Origin of the sequence: Agrobacterium bohemicum (assembly GCF_002896715.1) — a bacterium.
In the GTDB taxonomy this organism is placed as follows: domain Bacteria; phylum Pseudomonadota; class Alphaproteobacteria; order Rhizobiales; family Rhizobiaceae; genus Agrobacterium; species Agrobacterium bohemicum.
Genome location: NZ_PGEL01000017.1, coordinates 39,783 through 55,361 on the forward strand (window position 1 = coordinate 39,783; position 15,579 = coordinate 55,361).

At 57.4% G+C, this 15,579-nt stretch carries 17 protein-coding genes and 1 riboswitch; of the genes, 8 read left to right on the forward strand and 9 right to left on the reverse strand.

Annotated features, from left to right (window positions below; translation table 11 throughout):
• Positions 1 to 33 precede the first annotated feature (33 nt).
• The 5 genes from CUC55_RS02960 to CUC55_RS02990 all read left to right on the forward strand — a co-directional run bounded on the left by CUC55_RS02960 (position 34) and on the right by CUC55_RS02990 (position 6,466).
• Positions 34 to 2,133: a S9 family peptidase gene (locus CUC55_RS02960; RefSeq protein WP_067652021.1), complete on the forward strand. Its 2,100-nt coding sequence runs from the start codon at positions 34 to 36 to the stop codon at positions 2,131 to 2,133.
• A gap of 584 nt (positions 2,134 to 2,717) precedes the next feature.
• Positions 2,718 to 3,728: an ABC transporter substrate-binding protein gene (locus tag CUC55_RS02970; RefSeq protein ID WP_103086932.1), complete on the forward strand. Its 1,011-nt coding sequence runs from the start codon at positions 2,718 to 2,720 to the stop codon at positions 3,726 to 3,728.
• Positions 3,729 to 3,972: 244 nt separating this feature from the next.
• The gene (locus CUC55_RS02980) at positions 3,973 to 4,881 is read left to right on the forward strand and encodes an ABC transporter permease (RefSeq protein ID WP_103086933.1); all 909 of its coding nucleotides are present in this window, start codon (positions 3,973 to 3,975) and stop codon (positions 4,879 to 4,881) included.
• Entirely contained in the window at positions 4,874 to 5,968 is a 1,095-nt protein-coding gene (locus CUC55_RS02985) for a quaternary amine ABC transporter ATP-binding protein (RefSeq protein ID WP_103086934.1), read from the forward strand. The genes CUC55_RS02980 and CUC55_RS02985 overlap by 8 nt, the downstream gene beginning before the upstream one ends.
• A 219-nt stretch (positions 5,969 to 6,187) precedes the next feature.
• On the forward strand, positions 6,188 to 6,466 hold the full coding sequence (locus CUC55_RS02990) for a hypothetical protein (RefSeq protein ID WP_067651828.1): 279 nt from the start codon (positions 6,188 to 6,190) through the stop codon (positions 6,464 to 6,466).
• 142 nt (positions 6,467 to 6,608) lie between these two features.
• On the opposite strand, the gene dmeF is transcribed toward CUC55_RS02990, so the two are convergent.
• A complete protein-coding gene (gene dmeF, locus CUC55_RS02995) occupies positions 6,609 to 7,604 on the reverse strand; it encodes a CDF family Co(II)/Ni(II) efflux transporter DmeF (protein WP_067651825.1) in 996 nt (331 codons plus the stop codon).
• A 9-nt stretch (positions 7,605 to 7,613) separates the two neighbouring features.
• Positions 7,614 to 7,886 carry a Ni(II)/Co(II)-sensing transcriptional repressor DmeR gene (dmeR, locus tag CUC55_RS03000; protein WP_103086935.1) on the reverse strand — a complete coding sequence of 91 codons (273 nt, stop codon included), beginning with the start codon at positions 7,884 to 7,886 and terminating at the stop codon, positions 7,614 to 7,616.
• A 133-nt stretch (positions 7,887 to 8,019) separates the two neighbouring features.
• On the opposite strand from dmeR, the gene CUC55_RS03005 reads away from it, so the two are divergent.
• Positions 8,020 to 8,433: a MerR family transcriptional regulator gene (locus CUC55_RS03005; RefSeq protein ID WP_067651818.1), complete on the forward strand. Its 414-nt coding sequence runs from the start codon at positions 8,020 to 8,022 to the stop codon at positions 8,431 to 8,433.
• 137 nt (positions 8,434 to 8,570) lie between these two features.
• Here CUC55_RS03005 and CUC55_RS03010 read toward each other — a convergent pair whose 3' ends face one another.
• Positions 8,571 to 9,044 carry a VOC family protein gene (locus CUC55_RS03010; protein WP_082760304.1) on the reverse strand — a complete coding sequence of 158 codons (474 nt, stop codon included), beginning with the start codon at positions 9,042 to 9,044 and terminating at the stop codon, positions 8,571 to 8,573.
• 536 nt (positions 9,045 to 9,580) lie between these two features.
• On the opposite strand from CUC55_RS03010, the gene CUC55_RS03015 reads away from it, so the two are divergent.
• Both CUC55_RS03015 and CUC55_RS03020 read left to right on the forward strand, forming a co-directional pair.
• Positions 9,581 to 10,069 (forward strand): GNAT family N-acetyltransferase, encoded by a 489-nt coding sequence (locus tag CUC55_RS03015; RefSeq protein WP_067651816.1) that lies wholly within the window; start codon positions 9,581 to 9,583, stop codon positions 10,067 to 10,069.
• A 97-nt stretch (positions 10,070 to 10,166) separates the two neighbouring features.
• On the forward strand, positions 10,167 to 10,733 hold the full coding sequence (locus CUC55_RS03020; protein ID WP_103086936.1) for a type 1 glutamine amidotransferase family protein: 567 nt from the start codon (positions 10,167 to 10,169) through the stop codon (positions 10,731 to 10,733).
• 318 nt (positions 10,734 to 11,051) lie between these two features.
• Here CUC55_RS03020 and CUC55_RS03030 read toward each other — a convergent pair whose 3' ends face one another.
• From CUC55_RS03030 to CUC55_RS03055, 6 genes are all read right to left on the reverse strand, one after another.
• Positions 11,052 to 11,765, reverse strand: a complete 714-nt coding sequence (locus CUC55_RS03030; protein ID WP_067651808.1) for a CbtA family protein — start codon at positions 11,763 to 11,765, stop codon at positions 11,052 to 11,054.
• An 11-nt stretch (positions 11,766 to 11,776) separates the two neighbouring features.
• Positions 11,777 to 11,959 carry a CbtB domain-containing protein gene (locus CUC55_RS03035; protein WP_067651805.1) on the reverse strand — a complete coding sequence of 61 codons (183 nt, stop codon included), beginning with the start codon at positions 11,957 to 11,959 and terminating at the stop codon, positions 11,777 to 11,779.
• Positions 11,960 to 12,107: 148 nt separating this feature from the next.
• A riboswitch (cobalamin riboswitch) is annotated at positions 12,108 to 12,313 on the reverse strand.
• A gap of 29 nt (positions 12,314 to 12,342) precedes the next feature.
• Positions 12,343 to 13,260, reverse strand: coding sequence for a cytochrome c (locus CUC55_RS03040; RefSeq protein ID WP_067651802.1), 918 nt, complete (start codon positions 13,258 to 13,260; stop codon positions 12,343 to 12,345).
• A 75-nt stretch (positions 13,261 to 13,335) separates the two neighbouring features.
• Positions 13,336 to 13,767, reverse strand: coding sequence for a c-type cytochrome (locus CUC55_RS03045; protein WP_067651799.1), 432 nt, complete (start codon positions 13,765 to 13,767; stop codon positions 13,336 to 13,338).
• A gap of 208 nt (positions 13,768 to 13,975) precedes the next feature.
• Positions 13,976 to 14,860 carry a metallophosphoesterase gene (locus CUC55_RS03050; RefSeq protein WP_103086938.1) on the reverse strand — a complete coding sequence of 295 codons (885 nt, stop codon included), beginning with the start codon at positions 14,858 to 14,860 and terminating at the stop codon, positions 13,976 to 13,978.
• A 97-nt stretch (positions 14,861 to 14,957) separates the two neighbouring features.
• A complete protein-coding gene (locus CUC55_RS03055; RefSeq protein WP_067651793.1) occupies positions 14,958 to 15,560 on the reverse strand; it encodes a superoxide dismutase in 603 nt (200 codons plus the stop codon).
• Positions 15,561 to 15,579 lie beyond the last annotated feature (19 nt).

The window sequence follows — 15,579 nt, forward strand, 5'->3', positions numbered from 1 at the left end:
CGCAGACCGATTTCCCATGAAAGCGAGTATATCTTGTCCATTTTCAAAAACCTGCCCCCGGCACCCGTTGCGGAAAAGAAGCCGATTACCGACACGCATCACGGCGTGACCCGTACCGATGATTATGCGTGGTTTCGGGCGGACAACTGGCAGGCCATGTTCAAGGACCCTACCCTGCTCGACCCCGCCATTCGCACCCATCTGGAGGCCGAAAACGCCTATATGGAAGCGGCGATGGCCGACACAAAGCCGCTTCAGGAGAAGCTGTTCGAAGAAATGAAGGGCCGCATCAAGCAGGATGATTCGTCCGTCCCGGTCAATGATGGTCCCTATGCCTATGGCACGCTGTTTGTGACGGGTGGCGAGCAGCCGCATTATTTCCGCACACCTCGCGGTGGCGGCGAAAAGCATGTGCTGCTCGATGGTGACAAGGAAGCCGAAGGCAAGGATTATTTCCGCCTCGCCGGTCTCGACCAGACCAGCGATCACAGTCGCGGCATTTGGGGTTATGACGACAAGGGTTCGGAATATTACACGCTGCGCATCCGCGAGCTGGAAAGCGGTCAAGACTTGGCCGATGTGATCGAGAACACCGCTGGCGGCGGCGCATGGGCGCCGGATGGCAATAGTTTCTTCTATTCGCTTCAGAACGAAAACCACCGCCCCTCCAAGGTCTTCCACCATATCATCGGCGAGCCGCAATCCTCCGACCGCCTGGTTTATGAGGAAAAAGACCCCGGCTTCTTCATGGGTGTGGGCGCTTCCGTGCTGGATGATTTCATCTTCATCGACATTCACGACCACGAAACCAGCGAATACCGCCTTCTCTCCACCAAGGATTTGACCGCCGAGCCGCAGGTGGTGGCGGAGCGTGAGGAAGGCATCGAATATTCGCTGTGCGAGGGCGGCGACGTTTTCTACATTCTGACCAATGATGGCGACGCAAAGGATTTCCGCATCTGCCAGACGCCGGTGACGGCTCCGAGCAAGGACAACTGGACGGAAGTCGTGCCGCACGAGCCGGGCCGCCTCATTCTCGATATCGACGCCTATGCCCGCCATCTGATCTGGCTGGAGCGCCGCGACGGCCTGCCACGCATCGTCATCCGCGACCGCGTGAGCGGCGAGGAGCACAGCGTTGCCTTTGACGAAGAGGCCTATTCGCTGGGTCTGCATGGCGCTGCCGAATATGACACCAATGTCATCCGCTTCAGCTACTCCTCCATGACCACGCCGAGCCAGCTGTTCGATTACGACATGGTGACGCGTGAACGCACTTTGCTGAAAACCCAGGAAGTGCCATCCGGCCACGACCCTGACGACTACGTGACCCGCCGCATCGTGGCGACCTCGCATGACGGCGCGCTGGTGCCGGTCTCCCTGCTCTACCGGAAAGATACGCCGCTGGATGGTTCCGCGCCCTGCCTTCTCTACGGTTACGGCGCTTACGGTATTTCCATTCCGGCTGCCTTCAACACCAACAACCTGTCACTAGCCGATCGCGGCTTTATCTATGTCGTAGCCCATATTCGTGGTGGCAAGGACAAGGGTTTCGAATGGTATGAAACCGGCAAGATGGAGCAAAAGCAGAACACGTTCAAGGACTTCATCGCCGCGGCTGACCATCTGGTGAAGGATGGCTTCACCTCCTACAAAGGCATCATTGCCGAAGGCGGTTCTGCCGGTGGCATGCTGATGGGCGCTGTTGCCAACATGGCACCGGAAAAGTTCGCGGGCATCATCGCTGCCGTTCCCTTCGTGGATGTGCTGACCACCATGCTGGACGACACCTTGCCGCTGACGCCGCCGGAATGGCCCGAATGGGGCAACCCGCTGGAGTCGGAGGAGGAATACCAGTGGATCGCCGCCTATTCGCCTTACGACAATGTGGCCGCGAAGCCCTATCCGCCGCTTCTCGCCATCTCCGGCCTGACCGACCCGCGCGTGACCTATTGGGAGCCGACAAAGTGGGTGGCGAAACTGCGTGAGTATACGACGGGCGAAGCGCCGATCCTGCTGAAGACCAATATGGCGGCGGGGCATGGCGGTAAGTCGGGACGCTTCCAGAGGTTGGAGGAGATTGCCTTCGAATATGCGTTTGCGCTGAAGGTGGCTGGCAAGGCATCTGTCTGACGCTAAAACGTGTGGATCGTCATGCTCGGGCTTGTCCCGAGGATGACGACATGGGATTTATTGGAGAAAAATACTTCCCGAAATGANTTTTTCGATGNTTTTTTCCACNAAAAATCGAAACCACTGGTTATTTGAATATATATTTAAAGTTAATTGCATTTTAATTTTTTATTCAGTTAAACACTGAATTTCATCAGTAAAAATACGACATCCAACAGTATTGCGAATTATGCGAAATGGTTCCGCCACCCCGCGCATGGCTGCGATGCGGCATTTTGCGTTGCAATATCATCTTCTCGCCGTATTATAGAAAGCGTTGACATATTTATGCGCTTTTTCGCCGCTGTGACTGCGGCTCTCTTCGTCGCTTCGTAGCGGCTTTTCTTTGACGGGTTCTCGTTCGTCTTTCCGCGCGTGTCATTCGACATGGAGCTTTCGCTGCACCTAGCGAAATCCACGCTCCATGGCTTTAGCTCTGCGTTCTGGCTGCGGATACGATTTCGCGCCGGCGCTTTGGCAGGCCGGGCTTTGCAGTGCCCCGGTATGCCTCACATGAACACTGCATTAGACTTGGGGGTCTTACAATGAAGAAACTCCTCGCCTCGACCATTCTTGTCACAGGCTTCACACTCGCCGCTGCTGCTGCAAGTACCGCCAACGCCGCAGAAGATTGCGGCAACATCTCCATCGCTGAAATGAACTGGGCATCCGCAGGCGTTGCCGCTTNCGTCGACAAGTTCATCATGGNAAACGGTTACGACTGCACAGTCGATATCGTGACCGGCGACACTACACCGACCTTCACCTCCATGAATGAAAAAGGCCAGCCTGACATGGCGCCTGAAATGTGGGTGAACACTCTGGGCGCACCTTACGAGGAGGCCGTCAAATCCGGCAACCTCATTCAGGACGTAAAAATCCTGAGCGACGGTGGTGTCGAGGGATGGTGGATTCCGAAATACCTCGCCGATGCACACCCTGATATCAAGACAGTTGAAGATGCGTTGAAGCACCCCGAACTGTTCCCGGCACCTGAGGATGCCAGCAAAGGTGCGGTCTACGGCTGCCCTCCCGGCTNGGGCTGCCAGCCAACGACAGCAAATCTTTTCAAGGCGCGCAAGGCCGATGAAAAGGGCTTCACGCTAGTCGATACCGGCTCGGCTGCGGGCCTCGATGGTTCCATTTCCAACGCCTATGAAAAGAAGCAGGGTTGGCTCGGTTATTACTGGGCACCAACGGCCATCATGGGCAAATACGACATGGTGAAGCTGGATGACGGCGTGCCGCTGGACCGCGAAGCCTACGACACCTGCATCGCCAAGGCCGATTGCGCCGACCCCAAGCCCAACGCCTATCCCGTCGCTGACGTCTACACCGTCGTGACCAAGGAGTTTGCCGAAAAGGCTGGCCCATCCGCTGAATACGTCAAGAAACGCCAGTGGGGCAACGATACGTTGGCCAAGANTTTGGCATGGATGGACGAAAACCAGGGCACCAACGAAGACGGTGCGGCGTATTTCCTCGAGAATAACGAGGACATCTGGACGAAGTGGGTTTCGCCTGAGGTGGCTGAGAAGATCAAGGCTTCGATGTGATGTGAGGAGGCAGCCATGATCCCTAGTGGTCTTGGCTCACCCCCCTCTGCCCTGCCGGGCATCTNCCCCTCAANGGGGGAGATCGACCCGTGGTGACCTCTCGATCAACTCAAACGTCGCAACTTTGGCGATCTCTGAGCGTCTTGCCGATCTNCCCCCTTGAGGGGGAGATGTCCGGCAGGACAGANGGGGGTGAGCCACACCCACAAGCCCCTCCACNAAAAACTAAGGGNAAAAAACAATAATGGCCCTCTGTAATCTTCTGCCGGATATGCTTTGCAAGTTTCCGGCCATTGGCAACAGCACCATGCGCGTGGCGCGCAAGTCTATCGATGACGGGTTTCGCGATATCGTTCGCAGTTACGGCGATGTCATCGATACGGTCACGCACCCGTTGCAGTTATTCTTGAATTCATCCGAACGCTTTTTCACGCAGACGCCGTGGATCATCATCTTTCTCGGTCTGCTGGCCATGGTCCATCTGGCCGGGCGCAGCTTTCGCATCACGCTTGGCACTGCCGTTTCATTGTGTCTGATCGGCGCGGTCGGCCTGTGGCGCGATGCGATGACGACGCTGTCCATCGTGGCGATTGCGACCCTGATCGCGGTTGCCATCGGCCTGCCGCTGGGCATTCTCATGGCGCGGTCCGAGCGGTTGCAGCGTTTCATCAATCCGGGTCTGGATGTGATGCAGACGATGCCGAGCTTCGTGTACCTCATCCCCGTTGTCGTCATCTTCGGCATAGGCAAGGTGCCGGGCCTGATTGCGGTCGTCATCTACGCGATACCGCCGATGATCCGCCTGACCAATCTGGGCATTCGCATGGTGGACCGGGAAACGCTGGAGGCGGCCGATGCCTTCGGCTCCTCCAACACCCAGAAGCTGTTCAATGTGCAACTGCCATTGGCGCTGCCCACCATCATGACCGGCATCAACCAGACCATCATGATGTCGCTTGCCATGGTCGTTGTCGCCTCAATGGTCGGCGTCGGCGGTCTGGGCAAGAACGTGCTTCAGGCGATCAACAACCAGTTCTTCACAATCGGCTTTCTGAACGGCTTTGCACTGGTGGCCATTGCCATCATGTTCGACCGTGCCAGCCAGGCCTTCGGCAAGCGTTTGCNAAAATATCGCGAGGTGCAACATGGCTAAGGACATCGAAATCCGCCAACTTTACAAGATCTTCGGCAAGCACCCTGAGAGACATCTTGCGGCCGTTAAAAACGGTTTGAGCAAGACCGAACTGAACGACAAGCACAACCACGTTCTCGGTCTCAACAACATCAACATCACCATGCCAGGCGGTAAGATTACCGTGGTCATGGGGCTGTCGGGCTCCGGCAAGTCGACGCTCATCCGCCACATCAACCGGCTGATTGAGCCCAGCGCGGGTGAAGTGCTCTATGACGGGCAGGATATCTGCTCCATGAACGGTTCCAGCCTGCGTGATTTCCGTCGCCACAAGACGGCCATGGTGTTCCAGAAGTTCGGTCTGCTGCCGCACCGCACTGTGCTGGNAAACAGCGTCTATGGCCTCGATATCCAAGGCGTCGCGCGGAAGGACAGCATCGAGAAGGGCCGTTACTGGCTGAAACGGGTCGGCCTCGACGGTTACGAGGACAACTACCCCAACCAGTTGTCTGGTGGCATGCAGCAGCGTGTGGGTCTGGCCCGCGCGCTGACCAATGATGCGGACATTCTGTTGATGGACGAGGCCTATTCGGCGCTAGACCCGCTCATCCGTGTCGATATGCAGACCATGCTGCTCGACCTTCAGCAGGAGTTGCAGAAGACGGTCGTCTTCATCACGCACGATCTGGACGAGGCCTTGCGGCTTGGCGACCATATCGCAATCCTGAAGGACGGCGAGATGGTGCAGCAGGGTGATGGCCAGAGCATCATCCAGCACCCGGCCAATGAATATGTCAGCGACTTCGTGCGGGATGTAAACCGTGGCCGCGTGTTGCAGGCAACGACGGTCATGGAGCCAGCAACCGCCGCACCGGAGAACCTATCGGTTCTGGAAACCGACACGCTGGAAAATATTGCCCGCGACATGACCGACGCCAACGAAACCACCGCGCATGTGGTGGACGAGGATGGCAAGACTGTCGGCAGCATCGGCATCGAAACGCTGATGGCGGCCATGGTGACGCCCGCCACGCANGATGATGAACCGCCTGCCGACGTAACCCCACCGCCAGCGGTGGTCACAGAACCGGAAAAGCGCATCGCGTGATTCTCCCAGCCCTTCGCGACTCACGTTGCGAAGGGCGTTTTACGTTGGGGAATCGGCAGAACTGAGCCATTTCCTGTTTTGCAAGCCCCTAAAATGCAAAAACGAAGCACTACTTTCACGCCTGTCAAGCGGTGAACACCTCCTCAACCGCGACGACGCAAGCTTCGCGCAAGCTTCGACCGTTAATACTTCATTAACGGGTCAGAGAAAGGGCTTGCGATGAATATCGATAATAATATTGGAGGCTCTGCACAGCACAGCAGATCTCAGCATATCGAAAAGCGCCAGACGGAAACCGTGACGCCGGAACAGCAAGAGACGACGCTGAGCGGCGGCAAGATTTCGTTTGTGAACGCTCTGCAATCCACGTCGCTTGCCAATGTTTTGTGGACGGTCAACAACGACGTTTCCGCCGAGAGCGCCACGACGCAAAGCATTGGTGGAACCAGCATGCAGTTGGAAGCTGAGTGGCTTCGGCAGGCCTACACCGAACACTGACATACATTGTCTCTCGACGATTCACGACGCGTTCAACAACCATATTTATGATTGATATCTGATTAATTTTCAGAAAAAGCCGCGCAAAGGCGGCTCTATAGTTTCAAACTCTGCACGAGCAGATGCTTTCATCACACCACGCTCAGACCAGCTCCGCAGCGTCGATTTCGACGGTGATATGTGACAGCTCATGGATAGCGGCCAGCTTATGTCGATAAAAAGCCGGAGCCTGCGGTGATGGCGATTTGATCGCGACAATAGCGGCGTGGTGCCCCGGCCCCACCTGCCAGACATGCAGATCGGTGATACGCTCTTCCTCGGTTTCAACGGCACGGCGGATTTTACCCGCCAAAGCGTCGCCCTGCGGAACAGCGTCCACCAGCACAGCCCCAGCAGAGCGCAACAGCCCCCATGACCAGCGGGCAATGACAATGCCGCCGACGATGCCCATGGCAGGATCAAGGAACGTCCAACCATTCCATTTGCCCAACAGCAAAGCGACAATCGCCAGAACGGATGTCAGCGCATCCGCAAGGACGTGCAGATAGGCGGCGCGCAGATTATTGTCCTTACCCCCATGGCTTCCATGATGAGCATGCGTGCCATGATGGGCATGATCGCCGTGGTGAGCGTGGCCGCCATGTGAGTGACCAGGGTCATGCCCGTGATGATGGTCGTCCTTCAGCAGCCACGCGCTGACGAGATTGACGACGAGGCCGATCATCGCCACCGCGATGGCCTGGTTGAAATCGATCTGCACGGGCGCAAAGAAGCGCAGCAGGCTTTCCCAGGCAATCATCACCGCGGCAACGCCCAGCACCACAGCGCTGGCAAAACCGGCCAGATCGCCAAATTTTCCCGTTCCGAACGTAAAGCGGGCATTGTTGGCCTGCCTGCGAGCGTAGAGATAAGCGAGCGCAGAAATCAGCATCGCGCCGGCATGGGTGGCCATGTGCCAGCCATCCGCGGTCAGCGCCATAGAGCCGAACCAGCTCCCGGCCGTGATTTCCGCCACCATCATTGCAGCCGTCAACGCAATCACCGTCCATACGCGGCGCTCATTGCGCTCGTGATCCCGCCCCAGAAAGACGTGGCTGTGGGTGCCGCGGGCGTCAGGATGCTCGGTTGTCGTCGTCATGCCGCACCTTTATCGAATGTAAGNTTTCAAGACCTGCGCCAGCTCTTCCGTGGCGCGGGCACGCTCTTCGTCGTTTTCCGCATGAAGCACATGCTCATGCAGATGATCCTGCATCACCTCACCGGTCAGCCCGGACAGCGCACCGCGCACGGATGCCAGCAATTGCAGCACCTCCCCGCACGGCTTGCCGCTTTCCAGCGCACGCTCAACGGCTTCCATCTGCCCTTTAAGGCGACGAATGCGGGCCAGAAGCTTGTCCTTGTTCTCGATAGTGTGTGACATGGTACTTTCTCAATATAGTATAGGGGGGTATATTATAGGGAGGCGCAGAACTTCGCAAGCTCCGCCCGACACGGCTTGTCACCCGATCAGCCGATCGCTATATCTCTAGAAACTAGAGATATGAGGCGCGACCATGTATTCCATCGGCGATCTTTCCCGAAACACCGGCGTCAAAGTGCCGACCATTCGCTATTACGAGCAGATGGGTCTGTTGCGTGCGGCGGAACGGTCCGAAGGCAATCAGCGCCGCTATGAAAAATCTGATCTGGAACGCCTCGCTTTCGTGCGCCACGCCCGCGACCTCGGCCTAAACATAGATGCCATCCGCGAACTGATTGCGCTCAGTCAGCACCGGGAAATGCCCTGCGCCGGCGCCGACCGCATCGCCGCCGACCATCTTACGACCGTCCGCGAAAAGATCGCCAAGCTGAAGAAGCTGGAACACGAGCTGGAGCGCATCGTTTCCCATTGCGACGGCCATTCGATCGAGGATTGTTATGTCATCCGGGCGCTGTCGAACCATGATCTGTGTGAGCATGAGCATTGAGGGAAGAGTTCGTGGGTGGGGAGCCAGCCTGTTAAGCAGCGGGCTCCGGCAGACTTTCTAATAGTCCACCCGCATCATCGCGACGGTTCCCGGTTGCGAACGATCAGACGGGCGGGATAGGTGGTTAATCGGGGAGGCTACTGAGCCCCATCAATGGCAGGCGGTTGCATGAACTCGATCGTAATATGGTCGGGGCCTGAAACATAGGCTGTCATCGTTCCCTTTCTCGGACCGCCTGGGATGGCCTGTGGACTTCCCTTTACCTTCCATCCTGCAGCTTCAACGTGAGCAATGGCGGCATGGATGTCGCGGACGGTCAGCGCGAGATGAGCGGCACCGATCGCGCCTGCGCTATTTGCCACGGTTCCGTTCTGCTGGCCCTTGGAATACTGTAATAATTCGACCACGAAGCCGCCCTCCGATCTCACGATCGCCGTCCGCACATTCGGATCATCGACACCTGTTACCTGATGTAGGAAGTCTCCCCCCATCTCAGACTGCCGTTCAAGCGTGAACCCAAGCGCGTCTGTCCAGAACCGAATGGATTCATCCAACGAGGATACAACGAACCCTGCGTGATCTACGGCGATTACGTTGGCGGTATTTTTCATCACTAGATACTCACTCCGATAAGCTTGCAAAGCAAACGAATCTACAATGCCGCGACTGGCACCAGCAATATGGTCGTCATCATTTTTGTGGCACTTCAGTGCTCGGCAAAGCAATGATCGTCTTGCAAGGATGCTTCATGGTCAGACCGTTTTAGTCGGAGGTGAAATGCTCCTCGCATCATTATAAAAAGACCACCCCAATTATCCTATCGAACGTGCCGCATAGACCAGCTGAAACCGCGTTGAAAAAGGCCTACTCGAAAACAACGCTGGCAAATATTGCAGAGGCAGCAATCGCGACGAAGTCGCTTCGTATGACAGCTTCTGCATAAACCAGAAATCTGGCCTTGACACAATTACGATTCGAGCGCATTGAACCTCGCATGATCAACGCACGCGCACCCATTTCCTGCACGTATTTTTGGGCCTTCCTTTAAGGGCGGCTCGACAGATCACTTTGTCAACAAGCCGCCGTCAGGCGGCTTTGTTGTTTTCAAATGTCCTGACGGCTAAACCAGAACCCGAAGGACGAGAAAATGACCGAAGACAGCCTTCTGACCCTACCGAGACCACCCGTTGTCACCATTCGCGGTGCGCGCAAGGCCGATTTGCCTGAGCTTAACGAGATGATCACGTTGCTTGCCGCCCACCATGGCGATGCGGCAGCGATTACGGCTGAAAAGCTGGAGCGCGACCTGTTTGGCCAGGTGCCGTGGATTACGGCGCTGGTTGCCGAAGCCGATGGCGAGTTGATCGGATACGCCATTCTCTTGCCGCTCTACCGTGCGCAGGAAGGCCGTCGCGGCATGGAACTGCACCATCTTTTCGTGCGTGATGGCCACCGTGGCCATGGCACCGGCCAGCATCTGGTGGGGCGCGCTCGTGATGTTGCCAAGCGTTGTGGCTGCGACTTCCTTTCGGTGGGTGCCGCAACCGGCAATTTCGCTGCGCACAAATTCTACGAAAACATGGATTTCATACCACGCCCCGTGACCGGCATGCGTTTCATGCAGGCGTTAGCTTAGTGCGATAGACACAACGGAACCGACCGTGCCGGTCAGGCTTTTGGCATGGTCTTGTTTCGGTTTAGTGTTTCAACGTGGTTGATTGCAGGAGAAGAGAATGCCTCGTATTGCGCTGGCCCTAACCGAGGATTTTGCCGATTGGGAACCCGCATTGTTGACTGCGGCGGCACGTGGGTATCTGGGCGTCGACATCTTGACCGCAACGCCTGATGGTTCGCCCGTCGTTTCCATGGGCGGCCTGAAAGTCACCCCTGATATGGCCTATGATGCGTTGGACCCTGATATGATCCATGCGCTGGTCATTCCCGGTGGGCTGATCTGGGAAAAGGGTGTGGCACCGGATTTTACCGACCTCGTCCACCGCTTTCGCGCGCAGGACCGCGTAGTGGCAGGCATCTGTGCGGCGGCGAGTGCGCTCGCGGGAACCGGCGTGCTGAACCACGTGGCCCATACCGGCAATTCGGTGAGTTCACATAGCAGATACGAGAGCTATCAAGGCGCGGAACACTACCGCGACCAGCCGCAAGCCGTCAGCGACAAGGGCATCATTACCGCACCTGGCAGCGCGCCGGTGACATTTGCAGCAGAGGTGTTGAAAGCACTCGACCTCTGGGGACCGGAGGCGGAGGCCGAAATCACCGTGNTTTCGGCGGAACATCGGTAGACTCAGCTTCGATCAAGAATGCGGCAGGCACGTGCTGGTCCTTGCGTGTCATCGGACGTCATTGCGCGGCGCNAATCCCGACTGTTAAGGTGCAGGCTGCGGTCGACTGGCAAAGCAAGACGGGCGATCTTGGCTGCGGCGGCCGTCAAGAAGGCCGGGCTATTACTCTCGNAAAACTGTAGGCACGCTGCCTTTTCAGGCTCTTGCCGCAGCAGCGCTTTGAAAGCGAGGCGGTGCATGGCGCAAGGCGCGCCATGACCGGGGACGGAAAAACGCAGCGCATCGAGTTCATCGCTCCACTCGACTGCATTTTTCATCTTATCGGGCAGCGTCGAAACGCTTGAAGAAAAGCCCGCTCAGCGAACCAAGAATGATCCAGAACACAAAACTGGTAACGGTTGCCAGCACCATGAACCGGCGCTCGAGTGGCAGAGGTGCCAAAGCGTGTTCGCCCTCCGGCGGCAGCGGCGCGCCAATGACGTGTGGTGCGGCGATGAGCATGACGGCCAGAACCGCAGCCCATGGCTCACCCCGTCTGAAGACGAGCAGCGCCAAACCACCCGCCGTTGCGGCGACCGTCGCGATCCACCACATCTGACGTGCGCCGAGAGCGGCGGCGGGCGTGCCCGGCAATTCCGGTGGCAGACCGATCATGGGTGCCAGCATGACGGCGGCAAAACCCGCAAGACCCCAGAAGATGCCTTCGCGCCAGCCGCCTTCTGAGCCGCGTAGCGAAATCAACGCCGTCAGGACCAGCGCGTAGCCGATGGCGGTCAGCACATTGGCGGCGATGGTGTAGGCGTTGCGTTCGAAACCATCGGCAGGCGTCCAGGCTTCGGCATCATGATGATGGTCGGCCGGTGTTGCGGCATCGTGGGCGTGAGCGGGAGCAGCCTCGCCGCCGGCATTTTCAAAGGTTTCCGCCTGAAGGATGAGAGGCGTGGTGCCGACAGCCTGCATGACGCTGACGGCGAGACCGGCAATCAGCCCCACCAGAACGGCGGTAAAAACGATATTACGGAAAAATGGCATCTCTGTTTCCCTCAATGGCAAGGGAAGGCATTGGCATGACGCGTATCATGGGCGGCATTGTGCACCGCTTCGACATGCGAAAAGCCCACGAAACCGACGATGAACAGGCCAAGTGCGGCGGCTGTCAACGACTGCGCAATCTTCGATGTTTTGGTTGATACGGCTGATGTGGCCGTATTCTGCTGGATAGACATGGTGATCCCTTCCTGAGCGGGTGGGCGCATTGCTGATCAAAAGCCGCACGACCGCATTCAACATTCACCACGGGGAAAGAGACACAAGGTCTTGAAGGCCGGAGAACCGACCTGCCAACCGTGCTGTTCCGGACACCCCGCCGGTATTGACGACACTCACGTGATGGCAGGTCTCCTGGCTCGCGGGTCGTAACCTTGAAAACACCTTCCCGAACTTTGCAGTCAGTGGCTTTTCGTTTTCAGGCTATCCGCTCACAGTTGCGGGGGCAGCCACGAATCAAAGCTCGCGCTTCTATCGTGTTCCCNTTTCACTTTCCGGGCGAACCCGAAAAGACCATCACACAACCGTTATCCGGCGGAAGCTGATCCGAGTCAATGGCTGATCACGGAGACGGCAATGCCTTCAGGTAGGCCGCAATCGCGTTGCGATCTTCGGCGGGAAGGCGGGCCATGTTCTGCTGCACCTTGACCATGGAACCGCCGGCGCTATCGAAATCCGGTGTAAAGCCGGTCTCGAGATAATTGGCGATATCAGCTTGCGACCATGAACCGATGGGTTGGGACTCAGGCCGGATATCGGGAATACGCCCCTCACCTTCCGGGTTGGGTCCACCGGCTAGCCATTGGTTCTTCAGGAACCCACCCAGTGCATCGCGCGGGGTGTGGCATTCACCGCAGTGGCCGAGGCCTTCCACGAGATATTGCCCGCGAAGGACTTCCGCATCGGCATTGGCAAGCTGCACGCGCGGCTTGCCCTTGTCGAAATACAGGAATTTCCAGCCACCCAGAGCAAGACGAATATTGAAGGGAAATGGCAGATCATGGCCCGGCGCATCATTGGTGCTGGCCGGCAGTGTTTTCAAATAGGCGAAAAGATCGTTCACATCCTGCGGCGTCATCCGCGCATAGGAGTTGTAAGGGAATGACGGGTAGAGATGCTCGCCGTCTTTGCCGACGCCGCGCGTCATCGCATCGCCGAATTGCCCCACTGTCCACGCGCCGATGCCGTGCTGCGGATCAGAAGAAATGTTGGGCATGTGGAAGGTGCCGAACGGGCTTGGCAAGGCCTGCCCGCCGGACAGCGTCTTCAGTGCGTCGCCCGTGGCATTCGGCGCGGCATGGCAGCTTGCGCAGCCGCCCGCCCAGAACAGCGTTTCACCATTGGCAAGGTTCGGCTCACCCAGATTGGCCCAATGGCTTGGTGGCTGGCGTTGCGGCGCGGTTACCCACATGAAAACGCCAAGGCCGACGGCACCCGCAATAACAGCACCGCCCGCCAGCTTCGCCCAGATGGAAGCCATCGCCTTCTCCGATTCGTCCGAATTTACAATGCGAAAAGGTCCGCCGGTATGGTGGCGGACCTTGGCTGGTACCGACTACTTCTTGAGACGGTAGGTCTGGTGGCAACTGCTGCAATCTGCGCCGAGGGTCTTCATGGCAGCACCAACGCTGGCCTGATCCGTCGGCAATTGCGCCAGAACCGCATCGGCATCAGAACCGAGCTTTTCGGACTTGGACTTGAAGTCCACGAAGTTCTGCCAGATGGCAGGAGCCGCAGCGCCGCCCTCGGAACCAGCCGGGAACTGGTCCGGAAAGGCCTTGGCATTGGTGCTGATGGTGGTAACAGCGGTTTTGACGGTAGCCGCATCGTAAGGCTTTTCACCCTTGGCAATGGCGCCAAGCGCACCCATGGCGCCGCCGATACCCTTCATCAAGCCTTCGCGCTTCTCAACCTCGCCAGCTGCGGAAACCGCACCGGCGCAAAGACAGCCTATCATTATGGAAGCGGCAATGGTTCTAAGCTTCATCGTTTCTCTCTCCTGAAACCNGCGCGCCGGAGGGGTGTCTGCTCTGTGTTCTCGCATGTCGTCATCGCAAAACAGCGTCCCACCCGCCCGACATGCTGGAGCGAGCGTGGACGAAGATGCCTGCTTCACATGGCNAAAAGAAGTCACATTCCGGTGATTTGTAAAGCGAAATCAGGTATATAAAGTTGCCTTTGGCCGTCGGCTTTTATCACCGCGCCACCGCGACCTGCTGCCGGTCTGTCAAGGCTGACAGTAGCAACGTCCGGCTATCTTCGCGGCCGAAGCCACGAATTTCAATGCGATCTTCAAAGATATCTGCAATGGCAAAAGTGTTTTCGTCCAAGGTATCGACCATGCCTTTGAAATTCATGAAATGCGTGCTGCTCACCTGCCCGTAATTGCCAACGTGATTATGCCCGCAGAACCACGCCTTCACGCATCGTCGTGTACTGAGTAATTCCAGGGTTTGAGGCGCGTCCCACATATTGTGGGCATTATCAGGATAGAGCGGATAGTGGCAGAAGATGATGACGGTTTCGCCCGCCTTTTCAGCCGCGTCCAGCGTATCGGAAAGCCATGCCACCTGCTCCGGACTGAAAGAACCATTCCAGTTCTGGGCATTGATGGCACCGGCCTGTTTCAGCACGTCAAGCCTTTGCGCAGCCAGTTCACGACGCGGATCACCCTGTGGGGGCGCAAACAGGCTGACATCGCTGCCATCCAGCACCACAAAACGAACATGGCCGACCGTGAAATCATACCATGGTGATGGCATCGACAGGCGTTCATGGACTGTGCCGAGATGCTGCGGCGCGACCGNAAAATCATGATTACCCGGCAGCATCACGCTACGGTGGCGCAGCTTGTCGTAACAGTTGAGAATGATGTCGAAANTTTCCCAGCCGTGATCGATGATATCACCCAGCGTGACGACAAAGGCGAGGTCTTGGCTGTTGAAAGCGGCGATGGCCTCATCCAGCTTCTGAGGGCTCTGCGCGTAGTAGCGGCCCATATCCGGGCGCGGCGCGACATCGGCGTATTGTGGATCGGCGACAATGCCGAAGGAGAAAAGCGGTGCAGNTTTTTCTGTCATGATGCCTCCGCATAGGACGGGGCAATGACAGCCATATGACNAAATGAAAACACCCGGCGCTGAGGCCGGGTGTTGATATCAATGAAAGCGTAAAACCTTACTTGGCAGCAGCTTCGTAGCGCTCCAGAACGTAATCCCAGTTGATGAGATTATCGACGAAAGCTTCGAGGTACTTCGGACGCAGGTTCTTGTAATCCACGTAGTAGGAGTGTTCCCATACGTCGACGCCGAGGATCGGCTCTGCGCCGTGAACCAGCGGGTTTTCACCGTTCGGAGTCTTGGAAATCTCGAGCTTTCCGTCCTTGACAGACAGCCATGCCCAGCCGGAACCAAACTGTGTCGTGCCAGCAGCGATGAAATCAGCCTTGAACTTGTCGTAGCCGCCGAGATCAGACGCGAATGCCTGCTCCAGCTTGCCCGGAAGCTTGTTGCCGCCGCCGTCCTTCTTCATCCACTTCCAGAAGTGGACGTGGTTGTAGTGCTGGGCGGCATTGTTGAAAAGGCCAGCATGTGTGCCGAACGACTTCTTGACGACTTCTTCCAGCGAAAGGTCTGCGAGACCGGCTTCGGCGGCAAGCTTGTTGCCGTTGTCCACATAGGCCTTGTGGTGCTTGTCGTGGTGCAGCTCAAGCGTTTCGCGAGACATGTAAGGCGCAAGTGCATCGTAATCGTAAGGCAGTGCGGGAAGTTCGAAGGCCATGGTGTTTACTCCTTGTTGC